The sequence below is a fragment of the Synechococcus sp. HK05 genome (assembly GCF_019104765.1).
GTDB lineage: Bacteria > Cyanobacteriota > Cyanobacteriia > PCC-6307 > Cyanobiaceae > Vulcanococcus.
On sequence record NZ_JAHRXJ010000012.1, the window covers coordinates 61012 to 85282 of the forward strand.

The following is a 24271-nucleotide window of genomic DNA, read 5'->3' on the forward strand; positions in this document are numbered from 1 at the left end:
TGCAGGAATCAGTTGCCGCTGTCAGCCCCCTTCGGCCACACTCCCAGCTGTTGCAGCCGGCGCTCCGCGTCCTGAGCCCCCTGGCTGTCTTGCACCACACACCGGGCGAGCAACGGAGCTAACACCGGCACCTGGGCAAAGGCCCCGCTGAAACTGGTGAACAGCCACAGCCCTGGAGCGCCGTCGACGGCGCCCGCCAAGGGGGCCCCATTGCTACTGAAGGCCACCGCCGCCTGGTGCAGCCCAGCCACCTCAGCGTTGGCCTGCACCATCAACACCGCACGCTCCGCCAACGCCTGGCGCAACTGCTGCTCACACCACGGCGCCGGCGGCGGCCCGGCGGCGGCACCTGAGGGCGCGATCCAGGTGTGCTGCCCAAGCAAAGCGCCGCGGCCCCAGGGCACAAGGCCCGGATCCACCACCCAGGCAGGCTCCTCCAACCCAGCCGCACGACGCTCCAAAGCCAGCCGCGCAAACCCCTGGGGCAACCAGGCCGCCGGCACACCCAGCGCCGCTGGGAAGGCCTGCAGTTCAAGCACCGCCGCCCAACTGCTGCGGAAGCTCTGCGGCAAGGCCGGCCAAAGGCGGCGGCAGCCGGCCCCCGCCGCCAACACCAGCTGATCGGCCTTGCGGCAGCGGCCATCGCTCAGCTGCAGCCGCCAACCACCCGCTTCTGGCGCGATGGCCTGCACCCTGGCGGCACACCGCTCCACCCCGGCCTTCGCCAGCGCCGCCGGCAAGCGCTCGCTGAGCACAGCGGTATCCACCTGAGCCACAGGCAGCACCCCCAAGCGGGCCAGAGCACTCAGACCACGGTTCGGCCCCTGCAAGCGCAGGGCGCAGCGCCGCCAACCGAGGGGGCCGTGGCGCCGCTGCAACTGACGCCAGCAGCGCGAAGCCCCCGCCGCCAAGCGGGCCAGGGGTGTGGCAGCCAGGGGCCAGCCGGGGATCACGCCGTAGCTGATCGCCGTGGCGGAGGCGGTGCCATCGGCCGGAACCGCATCGATCAGGCAAACCGCGGCCCCGAGCTGGCGCAGCTCCAGGGCCAGCAGTGCACCCGCCAGTCCCCCGCCCACAATCACCACGCCGGCGGGGGCGCCTGCCATCAGATGCGCAGGGTGAAGGAGCTGATCACCTGGTGGAACAGGCCCTCCACACGGGGCCAACGGGCCTCATTGGTGCTGGCAGCAAAGGTGTAGAGGCGGCCGCGGTCCACCACCACCGTGGCCAGCTCGTGGCGATCGCGATCGCTCAGGTGCACGGCGTATTCGAGGTCGTAGAAGGTGCGGCCACCGTCTTCGCGCTCGGAGGCCTCCACCAGCTCGGCCTCGCGGCCGCTGCCTTCGGGGGCGATCACCACGCGGCGCAGCTTCTCGCCCACGGCCACAGCACTGCCGAGATTTTCGAGGCTGTTGGTGCTGTTCACATCCGACACCACCAGGCTCAGGGTTTCATCGGCATTGATGAGGTCGTGGAACACCACCTGCGGGCCATCGGTCACCTGCACCCGTGTCCAGCCGGTGGGATAGAGGAAGGCGTAGCGCCCATCTGGGCTTTGGTAGGAATTCAGGCCAGCGGCGGCGGCACTGCAGGCGCTGAGCACCACCGCCAGCAGCACGGCCAACAGGGCAGTGAGCGGGGCCCGGCGGGAGTGCGCGGAGAACGGCGAGGGCAGCATGCGGCTGGGCTGGCGAGCGACCCGCATTCTGGCCCGCTGGCCCGGCCACCCCGCCTAGATTCCCCCCAGCTACCGGCAGCGCCCTGAGCGGCTTCACCCGCCCCCTGGCCCGACTGATCGATCAGTTCGAGCGGCTGCCCGGCATCGGACCGCGCACAGCGCAGCGCCTGGCCCTGCACTTGCTACGCCAACCGAGCGAGCAGATTCAGGCCTTCGCCGATGCGCTGCTCGCTGCCAAGAGCCAGGTGGGGCAATGCCAGCGCTGCTACCACCTCTCAGCCGACCCCCTGTGTGAGATCTGCCGCAACGAGGAGCGCAACACCGGCGTGCTCTGCGTGGTGGCCGACTCCCGCGACCTGCTGGCCCTGGAGCGCACCCGCGAATTCAAGGGCAGCTATCACGTGCTCGGCGGCCTGATCTCCCCCATGGATGGGGTAGGCCCCGAACTGCTGCAGATCCAACCGCTGGTGGAGCGGGTGGATCGTGATGGCGTCAGCGAAGTGATCCTGGCGCTCACGCCTTCGGTGGAGGGCGACACCACCAGCCTCTATCTGGCTCGGCTGCTCAAACCCTTCACCCAGGTGAGCCGCATCGCCTACGGGCTGCCGGTGGGCAGCGAACTGGAATACGCCGATGAGGTCACCCTGGCGCGCGCCCTGGAAGGGCGGCGGCGGATGGACTAACCCCATGAGTCGCTACAGCGCTACCCCACCCAAAGAACGGTTACCGGGGTGGATCCGCTCGCCGATCGGCAATGCCAGTGCCTTGGAGGCAGTGCAAACGGTGGTGAAGCAACAGCGGCTCCACACCATCTGCGAAGAGGGCCGCTGCCCCAATCGCGGCGAGTGCTACGCCGCCGGCACCGCCACCTTCCTGCTGGGGGGCCCGATCTGCACCCGCAGCTGCGCCTTCTGCCAGGTGGAAAAGGGCCAGGCTCCTGCTCCTTTTGATACGGATGAAGCCGAACGGGTGGCGGAGGCCGTTGAGGCCATGGGGCTGCGCTACGTGGTGCTCACCGCCGTCGCCCGCGACGACCTGGCCGACCACGGTGCTTGCCTGTTCACGAACGCCATGGCAGCCATCCGCCGGCGCAATCCTCTGATTGCCATCGAGGTGCTCACACCCGACTTCTGGGGTGGGTACCGCAACGAAGCCGAGGCAATCGCCGCCCAACGCCAACGGCTAGCCGCCGTGCTTGAGGCAGGGCCTGTGTGCTTCAACCACAACCTCGAAACCGTGGAGCGATTGCAGGGCGAAGTGCGCCGCGGCGCCACCTACAGCCGCTCCCTAGGGCTGCTGGCCGCCGCCAGGGAGCTGGCCCCCCAGATCCCCACCAAAAGCGGCCTGATGCTGGGGCTAGGCGAACGCTTTGAGGAGGTGGTGCAGACCCTGAAGGATCTGCTCGCCGTGGATTGCCAGCGCCTCACCCTGGGCCAGTATCTGCGGCCCTCACTGGCCCACATCCCCGTGGATCGCTATTGGACCCCCGCTGAATTTGAGCAGCTGGCGCAGATCGCTCGGGAGCTGGGCTTTGCCGATGTGCGCTCAGGCCCCCTGGTGCGCAGCAGTTACCACGCCGCAGACCGCACCTAGCTGCCTGAATGCGGAATCGATCGCTGCAACGATCACAGGCGACGACGGATGCGCTCGAGCCCCGCCGTGATGTCGCCGCGCATCAGCAACCCCGCACCCCCCCACACCAAACGCAGGGGCAGATCCATCGCTGCGGCACCCACCTCCCGCACCGGTTCAAAACCCAGTTGGCGGAAATAGCGCACCAAGCGGCGGTGTTGCTGGTCGTTATCGCGGATCGCCAAAAGCCGGGCGCTGCGGCAGGGGGTGGCTTCCAGGGCCCAGGCGAAGGTGGCGGCCCAGATCAAGGCACCCACACCCTGGGTGTCCGTGCCCTGGACGCGCATCGTGTCGAGCTGCAGCCCCGCCAGTAGCGGCAGGGCCCAGCCCTTGAGCTCCCCGAGCAGCAACGGCCCCTGCCCCTGCCGCGGACGCGCCACCACCACCCGCAGGGTGGTGACCGCCAGTGCCTGCTTCACCTGCAGGCGCAGCAACAGCCCTCGCGCCGCGGCCAGCTGCTCGATCTCAGCGAGGGAAGGGAGCGTCATGCGGTGAAGGGCTGCGCCAACAACACAGCCTCGAGTGGCAAGGCGCCATAGAGATGCGGAAACAGCTCACCAGTTCCTGGAGCTGGCTCATGGCGCAGCTCCAGGCCCGCGGCAGCCAAGTGCGCGGGATCGATCGTGAGCAACAGCAGCTCACCAGGGGGTACATCGGCATAGAAGCGCTGGGCAGTGGCCTCCACTTGGTGAGCAGCGCTGAGGTGAATGAACCCCACCTCCTCCAGCGATTGACCGCGGGTGGAGCGGCAATAGCTGCCTTCACGGCGTGCGTGGTTCCACTCAGCGCGCAGCGCCAGGTGATAGAGCCAGCCGGGTGATCGCCAGGCGCAGCGCTGGGCCCAGGGTGCATCCATCACCGCCGCAAAAGCCGGATCCTCCAGAAAGCGGAGCAGCCAGCGCTGCAGCGGCTGCAGATCCAGCTCCTGATCAAAGCTTTCGGGATCCGCCAGGCGGAACTGCCGCACAAACGGAAGCAAGGCCCAATCCGCTAGAGCGGGTCGATCCCCAAGCAGCCAGCCGCCGCCCCCCAGGCGTGCGCTCCACTTCCGCAGGATGGCGAGGGCCGCGAGCCGATGCTCTTCCGATGTCTCACCGGGGTAGCGATCGGGGTACTTGAAGCGATCAAGGTGGTGCTTGAACGGGCCGTCGTTCTGCGCCAGCAGGCTCTCGATCAACCCATGCTCAGCGCTGCTCCAGCCCGTGAGCCAACCCTGGGGATCGACCTGCGCCAGCGCCCAGCGCATGATCGCCAGGCTCTCCTCCAGCACTTTCCCATCGGGCAACACCAGCACAGGCACGGTGCCTTTGGCAGAGGCGGCCAGCAGCTCGGGCGGTTTGGCCTTCAAGGCCACCTCCCGCAACGCAACGTCGCGCCCCGGCTGCAAACCCGCCGCGGCCAACGCCAACCTGGCCCGCATCGCATACGGGCAGCGGCGAAAGCTATAGAGAACAGGCCGCACCAGCACCACCACCGATGTGTTGCACACCGCGTTCCCGCGCCAGCCGCATCTGGCGCTGACGCTCAGCGAAGCGCTCGCGATCGGCGTCGCTGAAGCGATCCAGGCAATGCAGGCAACTCACGCCCTCCCGGTAGGAAGGAAGCTCACGATCGGCGGGCGAGAGCGGCAGGCCGCAGGCATGGCAGAGGCTGTAGCTGCCGGGCTCGAGCTGATGGTTCACGCTCACGCGCTGATCAAACACAAAGCATTCGCCCTGCCAGCTGCTGCCTTCCTCGGGCATCTCCTCGAGATAGCGCAGGATGCCGCCTTGCAGGTGATGCACGTTCTCAAAACCCTGCTGCAGCAGATAGGCCGTGCTCTTCTCGCAGCGGATGCCGCCGGTGCAGAACATGGCGATCGCCTTGGGTTGGCGCTGCTCCACCAGGGGCCGCAGCTCACGCTCCACCCAGGCCGGAAACTCGCGGAAGCTCTCGGTGCCCGGATCGATCGCCCCCTCAAAGGTGCCCACCGCCACCTCATAGGCGTTGCGGGTATCCACCACCAGCACCTCGGGATCGCGGATCAAGGCATCCCACTGCTGCGGCGGCACGTAGGTGCCCACCTGCTCGGCGGGTTTCACCGTGGGGCAGCCCATGGTCACGATCTCGCGCTTGAGCCGCACCTTGAGCCGGTGAAACGCCTGCTGTGACGCTTCGCTGAATTTGGCCTCCAGGCCGCTTAGTCCGGGCAGCTGCCGCAACCGAGCCAACACCGCCTGCACGCCAGCTTCCGGGCCGCTGATGGTGCCGTTCACGCCTTCTGCCGCCAGCAGAATCGTGCCGCGCACGCCTCCGGCCTCGGCCAAAGCGCGCAGCTCCGCCTGCAACACCAGCAGCTCCGCCATGGCTGTGAAGCCATAGAAGGCCGCCACCTGCACGCTCACGCCGGCACCGCCTCCTGCCAGGGGGTCACACCGGCGGCCGCGAGCAGCTCCTGATCAGCGGCCACATCCGGATTGCCGGTGGTGAGCAGGGTGTCGCCGTAGAAGATCGAATCCGCCCCGGCCAGCAGGCAAAGCACCTGAGCTTCCTGGCTCATCGTTTCGCGGCCGGCGCTGAGGCGCACACGGCTGTAGGGCATGAGGATCCGCGCCACCGCCACCATCCGCACCAGCTCCAGCGGATCCACCTCCGGCTGCTCCTCGAGAGGCGTGCCTTCCACTGCCACCAGGGCATTGATCGGCACGCTCTCGGGATGGGGGTTCATCGCGGCGAGCACCTGCAGCAGCGAGGCCCGATCAGTGAGGGTTTCACCCATGCCGATGATCCCGCCGCAGCACATCGAGATGCCCGCCCGGCGCACCCGCTGCAGGGTTTCCAGCCGCTCCTGGAAGGTGCGGGTGGTGATGATCCGGTCGTAGTGCTCGGGGCTGGTGTCGAGGTTGTGGTTGTAGGAGGTGAGCCCAGCCTCCGCCAGCCGCTCGGCCTGGCTGTCGTTGAGCATGCCGGCGGTCACGCAGGCCTCCATGCCCAGCTCGCGCACGCCGCGCACCATCGCCAGCATCGCTTCAAACGGGGCTCCATCGCGGATGTCGCGCCAGGCCCAGCCCATGCAGAAGCGATGGGCGCCGGCCTCCTTGGCAGCGCGGGCCCGAGCCAGCACCGGCTCCACCTCCAGTTCGGGGCGGCCCGTCACGTCGCTGCTGTTGTGCATCGACTGGGGGCAATAGGCGCAGTCCTCCTCGCAGCCACCGGTTTTCACGCTGAGCAGCGACGCCAGCTGCACCCGGTAGCCCGGGTTGGCCTGCCGGTGCACCGCCTGGGCGCGCCAGAGCAGATCCATCAGCGGCAGCTCCAGCAGGTTCTGAATCTCGGCTGTGCTCCAGTCGTGGTGCAGCTCGAGGGCAGGGAGGGTCAAGGGGCTGGAACTCATCGGGACGCGTGGGGTTCAACACCGCCAAAGCGGCGCTGCCGGCTCTGGTAATCGAGCAGGGCGGCGGTGAGAGCCGCTTCGTTGAAATCGGGCCAGAGCACATCGGTGATGTGCAGCTCGGCATAGGCCAGCTGCCAGAGCAGGAAGTTGCTGATGCGCTGTTCGCCGCTGGTGCGGATCAGCAGATCGGGATCGAGCTCACCGGCCGTGAACAACTGATCGGCGAACTGCTGTTCGTCAATCGCGGCCGGATCCAGCTCGCCGCGCGCCACCTGCTCCGCCAGCAACCGCGCCGCACGCACCAACTCAAGGCGGCCGCCGTAATTGGTGCACACGTTGAAGTGGATGCCCGTATTGGCGGCGGTGCGGCGGGTGGCATCGGCGATCAACTGCTGCAGCCCATCGGGCAGTTGCTCCAGATCGCCGAGGAAGCGGATGCGCACCTGCTCCTCTTCAAGCGCTTGCAGTTCGCGCGCGAGCACCCGCTCAAACAGCGTCATCAAGAAGCTCACCTCTTCGCCCGGGCGGCTCCAGTTCTCCGTGGAGAAGGCATAGGCGGTGAGCGCCCCGATGCCCCAATCACTGCAGAGGCGCAGGGTGCGCTTCAGCGCTTCCACACCCTCACGGTGCCCCATCACCCGAGGCAGCTTGCGCTGGTGGGCCCAGCGGCCATTGCCATCCATGATCACCGCCACATGGGCCGGCAATCGGGCGGGGTCCAGGCCGGCGGGCAGCACAGCACGGGAAGGCCGGTTCCCCTGGACAGCAGTAGCGGTCGCCAGGGAGCGACTCATGGGTTGGACTCAGCCTTATCCATGGCCACGCTACGCCCGCCCCCCTTAGCGGCTGGCTTACTGCTCTGGGCCAGCGATTCGCCGAGCAACTCCTGCAAACGGCTACTGGTGAGCGGGCGCTCAAGACGGCCCTGACGGGCCATCGAGAGGGTGCCCGTTTCTTCCGACACCACGATGCAAAGGCAGCGATCAAAGCGCTCGGTGATCCCGAGCGCTGCCAGATGGCGTGTGCCGTAACGATTCAGACCCTGACGGGACAGCGGCAGGATCACCCCCGCTGAAAGGATCCGGTTGCCCTTCACCAGCACGGCGCCGTCGTGCAGCGGGGTGTCAACGGCAAACAGGTTGAGCAGCAGATCGGCCGACAGCTGGGCATCGAGGGCAATGCCGGGGTTGAGGAAGTCCTCAGGGCGCAGATCGCTGCCGAGATCCACCACAATCAGCCCCCCACGCCGCAATTGCGACAGCCGGCCCGCCGCCTCACTAAGCACGGCCGACGAGCCCGAGGCCAGCTTGTCGCCCCGCTGACTGCCAAAGAGCACATCCAAGCGGCCCGTACCGAGAAGCTCCATCAAGCGGCGCAGCTCCCCTTGCCACAGGATTGCCAGGGCCAGGCTGCAGGCCATCACCAGCGCATCCACCAGCTTGCTGGTGAGCGGCAAGTTGGCGTAGCGCTGCACCACCCAGGCCAGAGCCACAAGGGTGAGGTAGCCCCGCAGCAACCAGAGGGTGCGCGGCTCATTCACCCGCGCCAGCAAAACCATCCCGAGGGCGGTGGCGAGCAGGAGATCCAGCACCGCTCCCAGCTGGATTCCGGCCAACGCCCCGAACACCCTCAGATTCAACGCACGCTGCGGCTCAGGCTACCGGCCGCAGCCGCTCGGGCAGAACGTCGTAGCGCAGCAGGTCTTCCGGCTGCTCCCGGCGTTGCACCACCTCGGCCATGCCGTCGTGCACCATCACCGCCGCCGGGCGGGGAATGCGGTTGTAGTTCGACGCCATCGAAGCGTTGTAAGCACCGGTGGCAAACACCGCGAGAACATCGCCCGTGGTGGCCGGGGGCAGCGCCAGATCCTTCAAGAGCACGTCGCCGGATTCGCAGTGCTTGCCCGCCAGGGTCACGCTGTCGGAGGCCTCAGCCTCGGGCCGATCGGCCAGCACGGCGGTGTATTGGGATTGGTAGGTGATGGGGCGCGGGTTATCGCTCATACCGCCATCCACCGAGAGGTAGGTGCGGATGCCGGGGATGTCTTTGCGGCTGCCCACGCTGTAAAGGGTGACGCCCGAGGTGGCCACGAGGGAGCGGCCGGGCTCACACAACAAGCGGGGAAGCTCCAGGCCCCGCTCCTGGCAGGCCACGGCCACGGCTTCGGCCACCGTGCGCACCCAGGCATCGATCGACGGCGGATCGTCGCTCTCCACATAACGAATCCCCAGGCCGCCGCCCACGTTGAGATCGCTCACGGGATGGCCCATCTCACGGGCCAGCTTCAAGGCATCCGCCATCACCGCAGCGAGATCCCGATGGGGCTGAAGCTCAAAAATTTGCGAGCCGATGTGGGCGTGCAAGCCGCTCACCTGGGCCCAGCTGCACTGGCTGAGGTGCTGCAGCACCGCCTGCAGCTGGTCGGGGTCAAAGCCAAACTTGCTATCGAGGTGTCCGGTGCGGATGTATTCGTGCGTGTGGCACTCAATCCCGGGGGTGAAGCGCAGCATCAGCCGCACGGGATGGGTCGGCTGCAGGCTGGCCAGCTGCTCGAGATCGAGCCAGTTGTCGGCCACCACCGTGACCCCCAGCTCCACCGCCAGACGCAGCTCCTCGAGGCTCTTGTTATTGCCGTGGAACACGATCCGCTCCGGGGGCATGCCCCCCTGCACCGCGGTGAGCAGCTCGCCGGCTGACACGGCGTCGAGGCCCAACCCCTCCGAAGCCACCACGGCCGTGATCGCCAGGCTGCTGTTGGCCTTAGAGGCGTAGAGCGCCAAGGCGGAGCCTGGGTAGTGCGACGCGAGGGCCTTGCGATAGGCCTGAGCGGTGCCGCGCAGGGTGGCCTCATCGAGCACATACAACGGTGTGCCGTAGCGGCGTGCCAGGTCGCTGAGGACGCAACCTCCCACCACCAGCCGACCCTCCGGGTCGATCCCTGTGGTGACAGGCGTGAGGTTGCGGTTGGGGCTGGCGGCATCGCGCCCGGCTTCGTAGGGCCGCAGATCGGCGGCGGAGTGCGCTGCGGGAGCAGCTTCACGGGTACTGGTCATCAGGCGATCCTATGAAGAGCCCCTCCAGCAGCTGGTGTCATTCGAGACAGAGCCCCCAGCCGCCAGCTCGGCCAGCGTTCAGCGCCTGGGGCCCGAGCATCACGGCGCTTGCCTGGCCCTCGACCAGGCCGCCCTCGATGGGCTGTGGAGTGCAGCGCAATGGCAAGAGGAGCTGAACCAGAGCGAACGGCTGGTGATCGGCTTGTTCAACGGCCAACGCCTGATCGCTGTGGCCAGCGGCTGGCTGGTGCTCGATGAATTACAGATCGGCGCCGTGGCGGTGATGCCCGATCAACGCCGCCGGGGCTATGGCGAGCAGGTGCTCACGGCACTGCTGCGCGCAGCCCACCAGCGCGGCGCCGTCAACGCCACGCTTGAAGTGAGCGGCTCGAACGCAGCTGCCCAGGCCCTTTACCGGCGCAGCGGCTTCACCACCGCGGGCATCCGTCGCGGTTACTACCGCAATGGCGACGACGCTCTGATCCAATGGCGCGGTTTACAGGACATGGGAGAGGTTCGGATTGCCGCCCATTCCTGATGCGAACATCCGAAGAAGTGTGCAGCTTGAGTTGTTGAAACTCTGCCTACAGAAGCCAGCTGCGCCAGTGGTTTTCCCCGATTCAGTGGTTACGCCACACTCCCCAGGCCAACCCTGATAAGTTGGGAGTACACGCAACAGGCCCCGCCCATGTTCGAGCGGTTTACCGAGAAGGCCATCAAGGTGATCATGCTGGCCCAAGAGGAGGCCCGCCGCCTGGGGCACAACTTTGTGGGCACCGAGCAGATCCTGCTGGGCCTGATCGGTGAGGGCACCGGTGTGGCCGCCAAGGTGCTCAAGTCGATGGGCGTCAACCTCAAGGACGCTCGCGTTGAGGTAGAGAAGATTATCGGCCGCGGTTCCGGCTTCGTGGCCGTGGAGATCCCGTTCACGCCAAGAGCCAAACGGGTGTTGGAGCTCTCGCTGGAGGAAGCGCGGCAGCTCGGGCACAACTACATCGGTACCGAGCACCTGCTGCTGGGCCTGATCCGTGAAGGCGAAGGCGTCGCCGCGCGCGTGCTCGAGAACCTCGGTGTCGACCTGGCCAAGGTGCGCACCCAGGTGATCCGCATGCTCGGCGAAACCGCCGAGGTGGCCAGCGGTGGTGGCGGTGGCAAAGGCTCCACCAAAACCCCCACCCTCGATGAATTCGGCAGCAACCTCACGCAGCAGGCTGCCGACGGCAAGCTCGACCCCGTGGTGGGCCGCCAGCACGAAATCGAGCGCGTGATCCAGATCCTGGGGCGCCGCACCAAGAACAACCCAGTGCTGATTGGCGAGCCCGGCGTGGGCAAGACCGCCATCGCCGAGGGCCTGGCTCAGCGCATCAACTCCGGCGATGTGCCCGACATCCTCGAAGACAAGCGCGTTCTCACCCTCGACATCGGCCTGCTGGTGGCCGGCACCAAATACCGCGGTGAGTTTGAGGAGCGCCTGAAGAAGATCATGGAGGAGATCCGGGGTGCCGGAAACGTGATCCTCGTGATCGACGAAGTGCACACCCTGATCGGCGCCGGCGCCGCTGAGGGCGCCATCGATGCCGCCAACATCCTCAAGCCGGCGCTGGCTCGCGGCGAGCTGCAGTGCATCGGCGCCACCACGCTCGATGAATACCGCAAGCACATCGAACGGGATGCCGCCTTGGAGCGCCGCTTCCAGCCCGTACAGGTGGGTGAGCCGTCGGTCGACGACACCATCGAGATCCTGCGCGGCCTGAAGGAGCGCTACGAGGCGCACCACCGCCTCAAGATCGCCGACGAAGCCCTGGTGGCCGCCGCCACCCTGGGGGATCGCTACATCTCCGATCGCTTCCTGCCCGACAAGGCCATCGACCTGATCGATGAAGCCGGCAGCCGCGTGCGCTTGATGAATTCCAAGCTGCCGCCGGCAGCCAAAGAGATCGACAAGCAACTGCGCGCCATCCAGAAGGAGAAGGAAGACGCCGTTCGCGAGCAGGACTTCACCAAAGCAGGTGAACTGCGCGACAAAGAAGTGGAACTGCGCGATCAGATCCGCTCGATCCTGCAGACCCGCAAGGAAGAGCCCGAGGCCAAGGCTGCTGAAGCCGGAGCGGAGGCTCCAGCCGAAGCCACCGCCGCAACGGCGACGGCTGTGGCTGATCCCTCAGTCGACGACCGCACTCCGATGGTGACGGAGGAAGACATCGCCCAGATCGTGGCCTCCTGGACGGGCGTTCCCGTGCAGAAACTCACCGAGAGCGAGTCGGCCAAGCTGCTGAATATGGAGGAAACCCTCCACCAGCGCCTGATCGGTCAGGACGAAGCCGTGAAGGCTGTGTCGCGCGCGATCCGCCGCGCCCGCGTGGGCTTGAAGAACCCCAACCGCCCAATCGCCAGCTTCATCTTCTCCGGCCCCACCGGCGTTGGCAAAACCGAGCTCACCAAATCGCTGGCGGCCTACTTCTTCGGCAGCGAAGAGGCGATGATCCGCCTCGACATGTCGGAGTTCATGGAGCGCCACACCGTCAGCAAGCTGATCGGTTCGCCTCCGGGTTATGTGGGCTTCAACGAAGGCGGACAGCTCACTGAGGCGGTGCGCCGCCGCCCCTACACCGTGGTGCTGTTCGACGAGATCGAGAAAGCCCACCCCGACGTGTTCAACCTGCTGCTGCAACTGCTGGAAGACGGTCGTCTGACCGATTCCAAGGGGCGCACGGTGGACTTCAAGAACACCCTGATCATCATGACCTCGAACATCGGTTCGAAGGTGATCGAGAAGGGTGGCGGCGGCCTGGGCTTCGAGTTCTCCGGCGCCGATGCGGAAGAGACCAATTACAACCGCATCCGTTCGCTGGTGAACGAAGAGCTGAAGCAGTACTTCCGCCCTGAGTTCCTGAACCGTCTCGATGAAATCATCGTCTTCCGTCAGCTCAGCCGCGATGAGGTGAAGGAGATCGCCGAGATCATGCTCAAGGAGGTGTTCAGCCGCATGAGCGAGAAAGGCATCCATCTCTCCGTCACCGAAGCGTTCAAAGAACGCCTGGTAGAAGAGGGCTACAACCCCAGCTACGGCGCTCGCCCGCTGCGCCGTGCTGTGATGCGCCTGCTCGAAGACTCCCTCGCCGAGGAATTCCTCTCCGGTCGCATCGGCGAAGGCGACAGCGCTGCCGTGGACGTGGATGACAAGAAGCAGGTAGTGATCCACAAGCAGGGCGAAATGTCCAGACCAGCCCTTGCGGGTGTCGCTGGGTGATCGATCCGAAAGGACATTTTGCCCGGCTTAAATGCCGGGCTTTATTATTTGGCGAGACAGCCGTCATAGCAAAGGATCAAGCCTTAAGACGCAACTAAGTCATAGGCGGCAGACTAACTGCAGAACGGTGCAGACTAAACACTTAAAGGGATTGCTTCCAAACCGTAAAAGCCTCAGATACTCTCTGCCAAGCGCCCGCGATGGACGCTCTCGCTTGTTCGTGAGAATATAAAGCAGAAACAGCAGACGCTTGTCGGCGGAGGCGTAATTCTGTTTCTCGCGGCCTCAGCGCGAAAGACTCCAATGCATGCTCGATGCCATCGAGGAATCCCGCCCAGTCGCCGAAGGCAACATGGCAAGAAGCACCGTAGCGGAACAACTCAGAACCGCCTCCACCGCTGTAACCAACAACCCAGCACCCAGACGCCATCGCCTCAGCAATGGGAAGGCCGAACCCCTCAGGATGCCCAAAGGACAAGAAGATTCGGGCCGTGTTAAGGCATTCAGCAACCTGAAAATGGGTGAGATTATCCATAGATCTGGCCTTCCAACCTTGGTTATAGGGCATGCCGCCGCGTTGCATGCCCAGCAATACAGCTTTTACATGTTCGGGGTTTTTGCGTGGCATCCAATACAAGAGGTTTTCCTTAGGCTGATCAGGCCGGAAAATCGGCTCAACAGCGTTGATGATGCGACTCAGGCGACAATCGGGCAAGCCAAGATTACGCGAAAGGAAAAGGTGGTTGTCCTCAGAGATCGAAAAAACTTGGAGGACAGAAGGATGGTCATAAAAGGCGGACAATGGCTTTGCAGCAAGAGTCTGCAGAGACTCGTAAGAGTAATAGGCGTTTTGGTTGAGGACAACACGAGCGTTGAGCGAGAGATTTACACCCCAGAAGTTGCACCAGTCAACAGTTAGATAAGTCTCTGGGAGTAGGATAATGCAGAAATTGCGATTAAAGTCACCAGCATTAACACACTGCTGAAGGGAATATGAAGGGGCATCACTTTCAAACCAGGCTGGACGAAATCCACGACATTCCGTAACGACTGCGGCATCAAGTCCTAAGTCAACGAGATGCTCTACATGGCGATACAGCTGCTTGACCCCTCCAATAGGAGAATCGATATCTGGCAGACAAAGGGCGCGAACACGAAAGGGGGACTTACCTTGCATCAAAAGAAAACCCCCGAATCCCTCTTGGATGGCCAACTTAGGATGGTCGAGTCACTAAAGCACTCATCCAAGTAGGAAGGACAATACCTAGCAGAAGGAGGAGCAGGTGGTGACTTAGACCTTCGCTAACAACAGAGGTATTATAGCCGCAGCGATAGGCTCCGCCAGCACCCCAGGAGACCTGAGCGATATTAACAATAAACAGGAGGACAAACCAGCAGGGTCATCACCCGACAAGCAGCAAAGCATAGATGGATAAACAAAAGCAATTTAGATGACTGAAAACATGGAACACAGCCAGAGCAAGCGCGCAAGCAATATGCATAACCAACCTAGAGAATAGAACCAAGAAAACATAAAGACAGCGGATTACCAACCCAGGAGACTATTGGTATCAAAAGAAGGCATTAGCCCTAACCGCTGTAGAATCAGACAATTAAAAGGATCGGCGATGACAGGCTTTGGCAATTCAAAAAAGAAAGACAGCAAGAGGGCAGCCAGATGCAATAGAAATGAGCTGGTAGAACAGGCCCTATCCACCCACAGATCTGGCAACGTACAGGCGGCAGAACAGCTCTACAGAAAGATTATCGAAGGAGGGCACAAGAGTGCAACTATATTCACAAACATGGGGGTGATTTGCAAGGAAACAAGGAGGCCTGAAGAAGCAGTATACTATTACAGGCTGGCAATATCAGTAGATCCGGAATATTCCGATGCCTACGCAAATCTAGGGAGCATATATCACGAGCAGGGCAAGACAAATGAAGCCATTAAATACACAAGAAGAGCAATCGAGATAAATCCAGAGAATGCAGTCGCACAAGGCAATATGGGTGCATATCTCAAGAAGGCGAATAAACTAGATGAGGCCTTGACCGCAACACAAAAATCCATAAGCATTAATCCGGGCTACGGCCCTGCACACTTGAATTTAGGGCTAATCCTGATGGAGGCAAATCAACCGGATAAAGCAAAAGCAGCAGTAGAAGAAGCCATAAGATTAATGCCTAGTCATTGCCTAAGCCACCTCACTCTAGCCACAATTTACAAGCAGTTAGGCCAAACAGAATTAGCATTGAGATACACTCTAAAGGCCATCGAGCTGGATCCATCTTGCTCAGATGCGTACAGCAATCTTGGCATCTTGTGGCATATGATGGGGAGGCTCAAAGAGGCCTATGATGCAACGTCAAAGGCGATCAGCTTAAGTAAAACAAACCAAATGGCATTTAGAAGTCTTGGGGCAATATGTAGGGATTTGGGAAGATTAGATGAAGCGCTAATTGCGGCATCAAAAGCAGTGGAACTAGCGCCGGACGATCCAATAGCCCACATGAACCTAGGGACTATATATGGCGAGCTTTGTATGCACGAAGAAGCAGAACTGAATACAATGAGATCCATTGCGATAAAGCCTGACAACGACTCAGCCAGATTCTGCCTTTCTCTCTACCAGCTTATAAGAAATAACTATAAAGAAGGCTGGAAGAATTTTGGCTATCGTAGTAGCAAGAATGGGAAAGACAATACCAGAATAGACACGTTCAATCGACTGGATGAGTGGAACGGGGAAAAAGGAAATCGTGTACTAATTACTGCTGAACAGGGAATTGGTGACCAGATTTTGTTTGCATCCATGTTAAGCGAAATGGAGCGCTCGTGCTCGCACGTCACAGTACAAGTAGACAGGAGACTGGTTCCTCTTTTTAAGCGTTCGTTTAGAGGATGCATTGAGATACTAAGTGAAGACGACCAAGTAGACCATTCCGACTTTAGTGCACAGATTGCGATGGGAGACCTTGGGAAACACTTTAGGCAACATTCACGCACCTTCACAAATCAGCCAGAGAGTTACTTGATTCCCGACAAGCAGAGGGGCGTTGCCTTTCAAGACTTAATGCAAGGCTCTAGCAGACGAAGAAAGATTGGCTTAAGCTGGAAGTCATACGGCCAAAAATACTACAACAGAAAGAAATGTATTCCATTAAGTCAGATTGCATCACATATAGCCGAAGTTGACGCAGACTTTGTCAGCCTGCAGTACGGAGACTGCGCCATGGATATCGCAGCCGCATTCAAAATCTGCAACGTATCCATAACCGAAATCGCTAGCCTGAACACAATGAATGATATCGATGGCCTTGCCTCACTGATAAGTGCTTGTGACGCTGTAATCACAATATCGAACATCACGGCCCATTTAGCAGGCGCACTAGGTGTCGAAACACATCTATTAGTTCCTGCATCGCCACACTTTTACTGGGGACTTGGTAAGAGTTCAACAGTCTGGTATCAGTCTGTCACTATTTATCGTCAGACAAGTGATGGAGACTGGAGCATGGCGTTGCAGGAGCTTGCCACGAACTTGCGAAGCAAAAGACAGAAATATTCGTAGACAGTGCGAGGGTATTAGCTAGGGTCGAGAAGTTGCCTAGCATCGGGCCATTGATTAACAACCTAGGACAACGAGAATTGAGGGAATATCTCCATAGTAATAATCAGAAATAGATCCAAAGCAGACCATACTAAGCCAGACTGGTTTTATGGACGGTCCCCTTCGTTAACTCTGAACCGGTGGACCGCCCCTGATCGGGGCTCCCATCAATGAGCAGGCGCAGCACGCACATTCTTATATTTAAGCTCGAGTCCCCATAGAGCAGATCAGTGGTCGCAAGACGATCCAGAAGATTGCCGCTAATCACGCAATCAACCCGATCCAGGTGAGGCAGTGGAAGCAGCAGCTTCACAATGGTGACGTGGCCCCCGGAAGTCGGTCCAGGGTGAATGAGAGTCCTGATCCGGCCAGACTGGGCTGGGGACTTCACCATGGCGCATCCGCCACACAGCCGAGCAGATCAACCGCAAGCTCAAGACCGCTGAGCAGTTGATCAGCCAGTGCAAAACCGTAGCCGACGTTTGCCGCGCTATCGAGGTCACCCAGCCGACCTAACACCACTGGAAGCAGCAGTACGGCGGCATGCAGGCCGAGGAGACGAAACGGCTGACCCAATTGGAGAAGGAGCACACCCGTCTCAAGAAGCTTCTGGCAGAAGCTGAGTTGGAGGAGGCGATGCTCAAGGAGTTGGCCGAGGGAAACTTCTGAGCCCGGAACGACGCCGCAGGGCCGTAGTGGCCCTGCGGCGTCGTTCCGGGTATCGGAGCGGTTCGCCTGCAGGGTGGTGAGCCAACACCACAGCACCCAGCGGCATGCCGGCAAGGTTGTCAACATCGAGGAGGCCGAGCTGGGGCAACGGCTCCGAGAGATCGCAGCCGAGGACATCCGTTGGGGCCGGCGGATGGCGTACCGCATGCTCAGGCGGGAAAGGTAGTTGGTGAACCACAAGCGCGTGCACCGCCTTTGGCGGAAGGAGGATGTCCCGTGTCAATCAGGTTGATGTGTGGCGTCAATCTGATTGACCGGTGGGTCCGGCTGTTCTGATCCCTCCTGGCGGCTGAGAACGCTGTTGGGATCGTGATCGTGACCAGGCTGTCGCGACGCGTCAATCAAGTTGTGGGTTGCGCGTCAATCTCACGCCAGCTGGCCCCGTTGTCGTGTCGCCGCCTTGCTTCTGCTCGGCTGCAGCGTTGGTGGTGTTGATCGTGACCGCCATGACGCTCGCGTCAATTACGTAGGCGGGTCGATTGCATCGCTAGAAACCCGTGCAGCAGCTGCTTTCTGCCGGTAGCTATCACCCTTGATGCCCACGATGTAGCAGTGGTGCACCAGCCGGTCCACCGCCGCCACGGTCATCGATCCACTGGGGAAGATCTCGTCCCACTCCCTGAACGGCTGGTTGGAGGTCACCAGCAGGGATTTGCGCTCGTAGCGATGGCAGATCAGCTCAAACAGCACCGAGGTCTCGAGCTCGTTGCGACGCACGTAGGAGATGTCGTCGATCACCAACAGGCTGTAGCGATCCAGCTTCTGGATCAGCGCCGGCAGCTCATAGCTGGCCTTGGCCTTCTGCAGCAGCTGCACCAGGGCCGTGGCAGGAAAGAAGCGGCAGGCCTGGTCCTGCTCGATCATCGCCATCATGATCGCAATGGCCAGGTGGGTTTTGCCCACACCGCTTGGTCCAAACAGCAGCAGGTTCTCGGCCTGTAGCAGCCAGGTGTGGCTGCGGGAGCGGACCTGGAGCTCCTGCCAGTGCTTGGGTTCGAGGTGCTGGTGATCAAAGCCATCCAGTCCCTTTTGCCACGGGAGATGCGCCTCGCGCAGTAAGCGTTGGCGCCGGGCAATCAGGCGGTGGTCAACCTCCTGCTCACAGAGGGCATAGAGGAACTGGGCCGGGCTCCAGCCTTCTGCCTCAGCTTGCTGGCAGAGCGGCTGCCAGTGGCTGCGAAAGCGCGCGAGTTTCAGCTGTTTGAGCAGGAGTGGCAAGGCCGCTTCCACCGCCTGCGAGCGGGGAACCGGAGAGGAGGTGGTCATAGGAGGCCAGCAGGTGTTGGGGGATCACGGGATCAGGCAGGGCGCTGCGACGCGGCGGCACCCGGAAGCGCTGCTGCAACAGCGAGAGAGACAGAGCCTTGCGTTGATGGGCTTTCTGCAGGAAGGCGAGCACCAGCTCAAAGGACGCCACCCGCACGGCCACATACAGCGCCTCAACCAAGGGCCTCCGGCCCACTCCGCTTCGCTTCGTATACAAGCGAGCAGCGCCGTCATGGTCACCGCCAGCGAGCAGGTGCTGCCAGAAGTCCCACCAGCGCTGGTCGGGGAAGAGGTGGCGCTGGTAGCGGCAATGGAGCAGCGCCCTCGGTTTGGCACGCAGGCCGTCGATCAAGTGCTCCAGATCGATGCACCAGGCGCGCTTCTCGCCGGAGTCGCCATAGGCACGTGGGAGCTGGCAAACCCAGTCGCGACCGAGGTAGACGACCAGCCGGTCATGGTGCAACAGCACCGCAACCTGACGGCCAATCAGGCTTGGCGGAACGGAGTAGACAACCTGGCGCTCCTCAATCGTGCTGGTGCTCCGCACCCGCACCGTCAGCAGCTCGTAGTCCGCAAAGCGGAAGGCTGGCAACGCTGAGAGGTGTTCCAGCTCCTGCTCATAGCGCCGCTGGCGCCGGGCGTTGAGGGCGCTGAACACCTCCGCCAGCAGTTCGCCATATTCGGCGGGTTCCTCGAAATCGCAGCTGCCGCGCAGGATCAGCTTTTGCTCCAGCCGCCGTTTCACGTGGCCGTGCGGTGCCTCGATGATCCCGTTTTCATGGGCCACGCCGCGGTTGTTACGGCTGGCGCTCAGGCCGTAGTGAGCGCAGAGCGCCTGGTAGCGAGGGGTGTGTCGAGGGCGTAGCTGCCGTCACGGTTCCGGCTGGCGGCCGATAGGCGATCCGTGCGCAGTTCTTTTGGCACCCCACCGCAGGCAGCCAGGGCGTTTTGCAAACCCTCGGCGAGCGCCACAAAGCTCTCGCCGCCATGGATCACCTGGCCGTAAGCCCAGCCGCTCCACGCCAGGCGGTAGTGGAACAGCAGGTGCGGAAACGGTTCTCCCCGCAGGGTGATGTCCACCCGCTTGACCTTGGTGAAATCACAGAAGCCGATCTCGCCGGGCTGATACGCCAGCGGGAACATCACCTCAGGCGCCGGGCCATGGAGGGCCTTCCATTGCTGCACACGCCGCTGGAGCGTGCGTTTCACCGAACTCCACTCCTGATCTGGCATTTGCTCCTGCAGATGCTCCAGCAGCGTGGTGGGCGTGAGGGCCGGATGGTGTTCAAGCAGGGGCAGCAGCAACGGCTCCCACACCGCCGCCAATGGGTCAGCGCGTCGTCTGCCGCGGGGCTTGGCGGACTTGGGTTGCAAGCGACCGGAGTCGATCCGGTGAGCACTGCTCGCCGAAATGCCCGCCGCTGCGGCAGCCACCTCCTGGCGGCTGCCGGCTCGTCGTTTGGACATGTACAGCGCAATCTGTTGAGCGGTGAGGGGAGCAGGCATGACCCGGTGCCCTGCGCATGGCAACCGGATTCAGCGCAACCCCTCCAGAGCGGTCAACCTGTTTGGCGCGACCCCTCAACCTGATTGTCGTCGGACACCCGTACCAGGTGTAGGCCATGGACGTCCAGTTCAACGCCACCGCCGATGGTCGGCGACTGAAGTTCCTGAACGAGATGGATGAGAACAGCCGTTTGTACCTGGCGATGCGTGTGGGTCGGCGTTGTAACGCCAAGGATGTGATGGCCGTGATGGAGGAGGACACCAGCCTCTATCAACCGCCGGCATCATCCGCATCGACAACGGCCCCGAGTTCATTGTCCACGCGCTCAGAACTTGGTGCAAGAACAGCGGCACAGCCACCACCTACATCGAGCCAGGCTCGCCATGGCAGAACGGCATTGTTGAATCCTTCAACAGACGGTTCAGGGATGAATACCTCATCGTCACGGATCCTGAGGCCCAGGGCTTGGCCATTCGCTGGCGCTGGGAGTACAACACCCTCAGGCCCCCATTCAGCTCTCCAGGGGGGTACGCCCCTGGAGGCAGATCAAGCAGCTGCTGCATGACCACTCACTCTCATTGCTCCTGGACCATGAAGGGGGTCACGTCATCAGGAATTTGAGGGCTCGCCAATCCATGGTCTGATCGAATTGAAAATGAGTGGCCAAATGTGGTGGGGATACTCGGCCCGAACAGTTCCCATTTGCCACCGGAAGGCCTCGATCGCTTGCGTAGGCGCGTAGGGACACTGCCGCAGCCCCTCCTCCTGCTAGATGCGTTGCACCCGCTTGTGATTGATGCTCGAGCCATCCACCGGGGCCGCCTGCACTGAAGCCGGCGCCCCAACGCACGTGGCACTGGGCAAGGTCCCGAATTCGCCTGCGCATTTTCTGCTCCTCGATCGCTGACACCGTGTTGGGTATGCGGTTCTGGCCCGCCAGACGGCAGCGACGTCACTGAGACAACCGATATCGATCCTGCAGAAGGGATACGTCTCTGCGGCGTCGCTCCAGGCAAAGAATTTGCCTTCACAAGCGCCTTAAGCATTGCCGTGTCGAGCTCAGCGTCAGCCAGCAAGCGCGTGAGGCGGGCATTCTCCTGATCCAACTCCTTCAAGCGTTTTGCCTCTGTAGCCTTCATCCAACAGTAGAGCCGATGCCAGCGGTGAAAGTTCGGAGCCGATTCCTTAAGGGAGCGACAGAAATCAGCGAGAGTATGGCATTGGTTGAGGAGCTGCTCAGCAGTTCGAAGATTGCGGTTGATATTGTCGGGTGTATATAGTTTGGATTTTTGGAGCTTCTCACGGCCAAGTCTTGACGGATGGAAAGCTGACATAAGAGCTAATTCAGTTTCTTGATTCCAAGTCAGGCCAGTGCAACGTTTGCGTCTACAAGGTCGACAGTAGAAGCAGCGCCATATATTTTTACGCCCTCAGTAGCCACCTGGAGCCGTGCCGCGATCACCAGGGTATCCCTGTGGAGCAACTGATGTATAAGAGACAGAATATGCAGTAACTGGCCATTGTCCAACATTGACAAACTGGGCAGCGATGGATGTGACCGAAGGACTGATTGACTAATAAAGAAAAGGCGGAGGTTTGAAGAAGGTGACAGTGGGCAATACGTTGAAAGGCATGAGTAAGCGAGGCTGGCAAGAAATTGAATGCTATACCACGGAGGGGTGAGGTTAGTTGTCAGGGGGTGGTGGGGCTGAGCTAGATAGGTTTTACGCGGTGATTGGCGTCCCATCAAGAAGCCGCCTCAAAGGGCGGCCATAAAAGCCCCTCCGAGAAGGGGCTTGAATTAAAACATCGCCAAAGATCAGGCAATGAATGAGAAGTTTGCACCAAGAAGGGGCGTACTCACACCAGCACTGAGAACAGCGATATCAGTGACTTCCCAGTTAGCACCAATGGCAGTAGCAGCAGCGGTGTTACTAGTAACGGTTGCCACAGCAAGCCTCTGCACTCCAGTACTGACGTTGTACTGGATGACAAACGAATCGTTCGCAGTCAGAGCGCCATTAGTCGTAATAGCTAAGTTTTCCAAGTCTGTCTCCAAAGCTGCAGCGTTTGCTACAGATGCGGCTGTGTAGTTAAACACATTAGTAGCTGCACCGATTGTAATAGCACCACCAATATCTTGAACAGTAATTGGTGCACCTGCGACAACAGATGCATTACTGCCTTGGACAAAATCGATTGTTGCCCCCACAAAAGTAGCATTAGCAGCTTCTAGGGAACCAAGGCTGAATGCCGCAACATCATTTTGACCTGAGGTGAAATCGGTAACAGTATCAATAGTCAGGCCAGAGGTGAATCTAAACTGATCGGCTCCAGTACCGCCAGTCAGTGTATCTGCAGCCAGTCCACCGGTGATGGTGTCTGCGAAACTGGAACCCTCAAGTGTGTCGTTAGAACTTGAGCCAACTAGTGAATAACCATTAGTGCCAATGGCGGCAGAGAGGTCATAATTCACTGCTGTTCCAGCAGGGGCGGTAATCGTTGCCGTCCCCGAGTTTGAAGTCACAGATGTAGCTGTAAACCTACTAGACGTGGCCACTACAGATGCGCCTGAGCTAACGACGAGGACATCGGCCACCGTATCAGTCGTCAGCAGGTCTGTAATGGTATCTGAGCCGAGATCTACGAAGAAAGTATCAGTGCCGTTACCACCAGTCATTACATCATTTCCAGCGCCGCCCTGAAGCGAATCAGAACCATCGCCACCACTGAGGGAGTCGTTGCCGCCGCCAGCAAACAAATAATCGTTACCGCTGCCTCCCAAGATAGTATTATCGACTCCTGAACCCTGCGAAATAGTGAAGGTGTTAGAAGTAATACCTACGTTAATACCAGAAATAACGTTAAGATCAGAGCTGGATGCGGTTCCATTGAAACTGGGCTCAGCTGTTCCAAGACTGATCAGGGAATCAGCTGCATTGATTGGCGACGAACCCACAAAAATGACTTGAGCATTAACCGAGCTTGTTGTAGAGCCAGTTGTTGACTGGAGAGAATATGACGTGGAGCCTGACAGGAATATAGTCTGATTTGAACCGGATCCACCACTAAATGTAGTGAGGCTTGTGGGGGAAGGTGACGGCGGGCCAGAAATAGATTGAATGTTTAAATTATTCGGAGCAGCGTTTAGCGATGTAGAGAGACTTACAAGTGAGGCACTGTCAGCATTGTTCTGAGTAACAGTAAAAGCTGTTGGTGCTGGCGTGGGCGTGGGCGTTGGAGTCGGGGTAGGAGTAGGAGTCGGGGTAGGAGTAGGAGTCGGGGTAGGAGTAGGTGTAGGTGTAGGAGTAGGTGTAGGAGTCGGGGTAGGAGTAGGTGTAGGTGTAGGAGTCGGGGTAGGAGTCGGAGTCGGAGTCGGAGTCGGAGTCGGAGTCGGAGTCGGGGTAGGAGCAGGACCTACGGCTGTGCCACGTGGGTTGTAAAGGAAATCAATCGCGATCTCGCCTTTCTCAACACGCAGGTTTTTGTTCTGCAGTGAAGGATCGAAATCAAAAAGCTGACCGTTTTTTGTGTAGTTCGGAGCGGATCCGTTTACATCCTTGAATTCAAATCTGATTTTCTTGTTTTTATTTTTAAAGACTTGCCTAACGCTAGAATCAATGTCTGCATTGCCGTCGATGTCGAAAATGTCGCTGCCGAGACGGCGACCCGTCTTCTTGTTGAATGCCTTAACCTTGAGGCCGCTAACATTGGTTGCGCCGTCAAGCTGGATGTCGACAAGGAATTCCTTGGCCATGACACGGAAAGTGTTTCGACTTTATTGTAGCACGCCTGTCAAGACCTGCGCTGCACGAGTATGCTCAGCCGTTTATTTCAGCAAATACCCACTTCTGGGTATCACAGCAGATTAGTTGCTATGCATAAAAAGTTGAATTTGGGTAGTAGGCAATTATCAGCTCTACAGGGATTTTACACTCCTTCGAAATGCTGCATGGAAATCCTGGGGCACCGCTCCTGACCCGACGCTACAGCGTCAGCTCGATCCAGCCAACAAAAAAGCCACCCTCTCGGGTGGCTTCTCTGTCTCATCACCTCAGCTGCTGATCAACAGCAAGCTTTGAGGCGTGAGCTGGTTGGAGCAAAGAATGTTTTACCTGGCATCGACCTATTTTCTCAGGGGGCTACCCCCCAAATATCGTCGGCGCTGC

Annotated in this window: 20 protein-coding genes and 1 pseudogene; 7 read left to right on the plus strand and 14 right to left on the minus strand. The window is 60.8% G+C overall.

The features are described 5' to 3' along the window. Positions 1-8 precede the first annotated feature (8 nt). Together KUL97_RS12950 and psbP are read right to left on the minus strand one after the other, a co-directional pair. Positions 9-1106, minus strand: a complete 1098-nt coding sequence (locus tag KUL97_RS12950; protein ID WP_217797412.1) for an FAD-dependent oxidoreductase — start codon at positions 1104-1106, stop codon at positions 9-11. Beyond that, on the minus strand, positions 1106-1678 hold the full coding sequence (psbP, locus tag KUL97_RS12955) for a photosystem II reaction center PsbP (protein WP_217797413.1): 573 nt from the start codon (positions 1676-1678) through the stop codon (positions 1106-1108). Before psbP ends, KUL97_RS12950 begins: the two co-directional genes overlap by 1 nt. A gap of 104 nt (positions 1679-1782) precedes the next feature. On the opposite strand from psbP, the gene recR reads away from it, so the two are divergent. Both recR and lipA read left to right on the plus strand, forming a co-directional pair. After that, positions 1783-2361, plus strand: coding sequence for a recombination mediator RecR (recR, locus tag KUL97_RS12960; protein ID WP_217797431.1), 579 nt, complete (start codon positions 1783-1785; stop codon positions 2359-2361). Positions 2362-2365: 4 nt separating this feature from the next. Then, positions 2366-3271 carry a lipoyl synthase gene (gene lipA, locus KUL97_RS12965; protein WP_217797414.1) on the plus strand — a complete coding sequence of 302 codons (906 nt, stop codon included), beginning with the start codon at positions 2366-2368 and terminating at the stop codon, positions 3269-3271. A gap of 32 nt (positions 3272-3303) precedes the next feature. Here the strand turns inward: lipA and KUL97_RS12970 are convergent, their stop codons facing one another. From KUL97_RS12970 to lysA, 7 genes are read right to left on the minus strand one after another with little or no spacing between them, the layout of a single operon-like run. Next, positions 3304-3798 (minus strand): hypothetical protein, encoded by a 495-nt coding sequence (locus KUL97_RS12970; RefSeq protein WP_217797415.1) that lies wholly within the window; start codon positions 3796-3798, stop codon positions 3304-3306. Next, the gene (locus KUL97_RS12975; RefSeq protein WP_254896540.1) at positions 3795-4730 is read right to left on the minus strand and encodes a DUF952 domain-containing protein; all 936 of its coding nucleotides are present in this window, start codon (positions 4728-4730) and stop codon (positions 3795-3797) included. Before KUL97_RS12975 ends, KUL97_RS12970 begins: the two co-directional genes overlap by 4 nt. A 22-nt stretch (positions 4731-4752) precedes the next feature. Then, entirely contained in the window at positions 4753-5694 is a 942-nt protein-coding gene (locus KUL97_RS12980) for a rhodanese-related sulfurtransferase (protein WP_217797416.1), read from the minus strand. Continuing rightward, a complete protein-coding gene (gene bioB / locus KUL97_RS12985) occupies positions 5691-6668 on the minus strand; it encodes a biotin synthase BioB (protein ID WP_303246139.1) in 978 nt (325 codons plus the stop codon). The genes KUL97_RS12980 and bioB overlap by 4 nt, the downstream gene beginning before the upstream one ends. Before the next feature lie 11 nt (positions 6669-6679). Next, positions 6680-7477 (minus strand): isoprenyl transferase, encoded by a 798-nt coding sequence (locus KUL97_RS12990; protein ID WP_254896531.1) that lies wholly within the window; start codon positions 7475-7477, stop codon positions 6680-6682. Further along, positions 7474-8310 carry a diadenylate cyclase CdaA gene (gene cdaA / locus KUL97_RS12995; protein WP_368656169.1) on the minus strand — a complete coding sequence of 279 codons (837 nt, stop codon included), beginning with the start codon at positions 8308-8310 and terminating at the stop codon, positions 7474-7476. Before cdaA ends, KUL97_RS12990 begins: the two co-directional genes overlap by 4 nt. 25 nt (positions 8311-8335) lie before the next feature. Beyond that, positions 8336-9736 (minus strand): diaminopimelate decarboxylase, encoded by a 1401-nt coding sequence (gene lysA, locus KUL97_RS13000; protein WP_217797418.1) that lies wholly within the window; start codon positions 9734-9736, stop codon positions 8336-8338. A 34-nt stretch (positions 9737-9770) separates the two neighbouring features. Between lysA and rimI the strand changes: the two genes are divergently transcribed. Together rimI and KUL97_RS13010 are read left to right on the plus strand one after the other, a co-directional pair. Next, complete coding sequence (gene rimI / locus KUL97_RS13005; protein ID WP_217797419.1) at positions 9771-10274, plus strand: ribosomal protein S18-alanine N-acetyltransferase; 504 nt, start codon at positions 9771-9773, stop codon at positions 10272-10274. A gap of 150 nt (positions 10275-10424) precedes the next feature. Further along, positions 10425-12986, plus strand: a complete 2562-nt coding sequence (locus tag KUL97_RS13010) for an ATP-dependent Clp protease ATP-binding subunit (protein WP_217797420.1) — start codon at positions 10425-10427, stop codon at positions 12984-12986. Positions 12987-13128: 142 nt separating this feature from the next. On the opposite strand, the gene KUL97_RS13015 is transcribed toward KUL97_RS13010, so the two are convergent. Next, positions 13129-14199, minus strand: a complete 1071-nt coding sequence (locus KUL97_RS13015; protein WP_217797421.1) for a glycosyltransferase — start codon at positions 14197-14199, stop codon at positions 13129-13131. Between the two features lie 415 nt (positions 14200-14614). Between KUL97_RS13015 and KUL97_RS13020 the strand changes: the two genes are divergently transcribed. Both KUL97_RS13020 and KUL97_RS13815 read left to right on the plus strand, forming a co-directional pair. Then, entirely contained in the window at positions 14615-16561 is a 1947-nt protein-coding gene (locus tag KUL97_RS13020) for a tetratricopeptide repeat protein (RefSeq protein ID WP_217797422.1), read from the plus strand. Between the two features lie 570 nt (positions 16562-17131). Beyond that, positions 17132-17269 (plus strand): annotated as a pseudogene (locus tag KUL97_RS13815) (IS3 family transposase); the annotation flags it as partial. A 522-nt stretch (positions 17270-17791) separates the two neighbouring features. On the opposite strand, the gene istB reads toward KUL97_RS13815, so the two are convergent. From istB to KUL97_RS13030, 3 genes are all read right to left on the minus strand, one after another. Continuing rightward, positions 17792-18547: an IS21-like element helper ATPase IstB gene (istB, locus tag KUL97_RS13025; RefSeq protein ID WP_303246141.1), complete on the minus strand. Its 756-nt coding sequence runs from the start codon at positions 18545-18547 to the stop codon at positions 17792-17794. Next, positions 18474-19340, minus strand: a complete 867-nt coding sequence (locus KUL97_RS13820) for a hypothetical protein (RefSeq protein WP_303246142.1) — start codon at positions 19338-19340, stop codon at positions 18474-18476. The genes istB and KUL97_RS13820 overlap by 74 nt, the downstream gene beginning before the upstream one ends. 65 nt (positions 19341-19405) lie before the next feature. Beyond that, positions 19406-20062, minus strand: coding sequence for a hypothetical protein (locus KUL97_RS13030; protein WP_217797424.1), 657 nt, complete (start codon positions 20060-20062; stop codon positions 19406-19408). Between the two features lie 352 nt (positions 20063-20414). Here KUL97_RS13030 and KUL97_RS13915 point away from each other — a divergent pair, with 352 nt between their 5' ends. Further along, positions 20415-20723, plus strand: coding sequence for an integrase core domain-containing protein (locus KUL97_RS13915; protein ID WP_368656170.1), 309 nt, complete (start codon positions 20415-20417; stop codon positions 20721-20723). 1198 nt (positions 20724-21921) lie between these two features. On the opposite strand, the gene KUL97_RS13825 is transcribed toward KUL97_RS13915, so the two are convergent. Beyond that, the gene (locus KUL97_RS13825) at positions 21922-23859 is read right to left on the minus strand and encodes a calcium-binding protein (RefSeq protein WP_303246143.1); all 1938 of its coding nucleotides are present in this window, start codon (positions 23857-23859) and stop codon (positions 21922-21924) included. Positions 23860-24271 lie beyond the last annotated feature (412 nt).

Excerpts from the sequence above, each read along its gene's own strand:
- KUL97_RS12950 (WP_217797412.1), bottom strand. The coding sequence starts at position 1,106 with ATGGCAGGCGCCCCCGCCGGCGTGGTGATTGTGGGCGGGGGACTGGCG.
- psbP (WP_217797413.1), bottom strand. The coding sequence starts at position 1,678 with ATGCTGCCCTCGCCGTTCTCCGCGCACTCCCGCCGGGCCCCGCTCACT.
- lipA (WP_217797414.1), top strand. The coding sequence starts at position 2,366 with ATGAGTCGCTACAGCGCTACCCCACCCAAAGAACGGTTACCGGGGTGG.
- KUL97_RS12970 (WP_217797415.1), bottom strand. The coding sequence starts at position 3,798 with ATGACGCTCCCTTCCCTCGCTGAGATCGAGCAGCTGGCCGCGGCGCGA.
- KUL97_RS12975 (WP_254896540.1), bottom strand. The coding sequence starts at position 4,730 with ATGCGGGCCAGGTTGGCGTTGGCCGCGGCGGGTTTGCAGCCGGGGCGC.
- KUL97_RS12990 (WP_254896531.1), bottom strand. The coding sequence starts at position 7,477 with ATGAGTCGCTCCCTGGCGACCGCTACTGCTGTCCAGGGGAACCGGCCT.
- lysA (WP_217797418.1), bottom strand. The coding sequence starts at position 9,736 with ATGACCAGTACCCGTGAAGCTGCTCCCGCAGCGCACTCCGCCGCCGAT.
- KUL97_RS13010 (WP_217797420.1), top strand. The coding sequence starts at position 10,425 with ATGTTCGAGCGGTTTACCGAGAAGGCCATCAAGGTGATCATGCTGGCC.
- KUL97_RS13020 (WP_217797422.1), top strand. The coding sequence starts at position 14,615 with ATGACAGGCTTTGGCAATTCAAAAAAGAAAGACAGCAAGAGGGCAGCC.
- KUL97_RS13030 (WP_217797424.1), bottom strand. The coding sequence starts at position 20,062 with ATGTCCAAACGACGAGCCGGCAGCCGCCAGGAGGTGGCTGCCGCAGCG.
- KUL97_RS13825 (WP_303246143.1), bottom strand. The coding sequence starts at position 23,859 with ATGGCCAAGGAATTCCTTGTCGACATCCAGCTTGACGGCGCAACCAAT.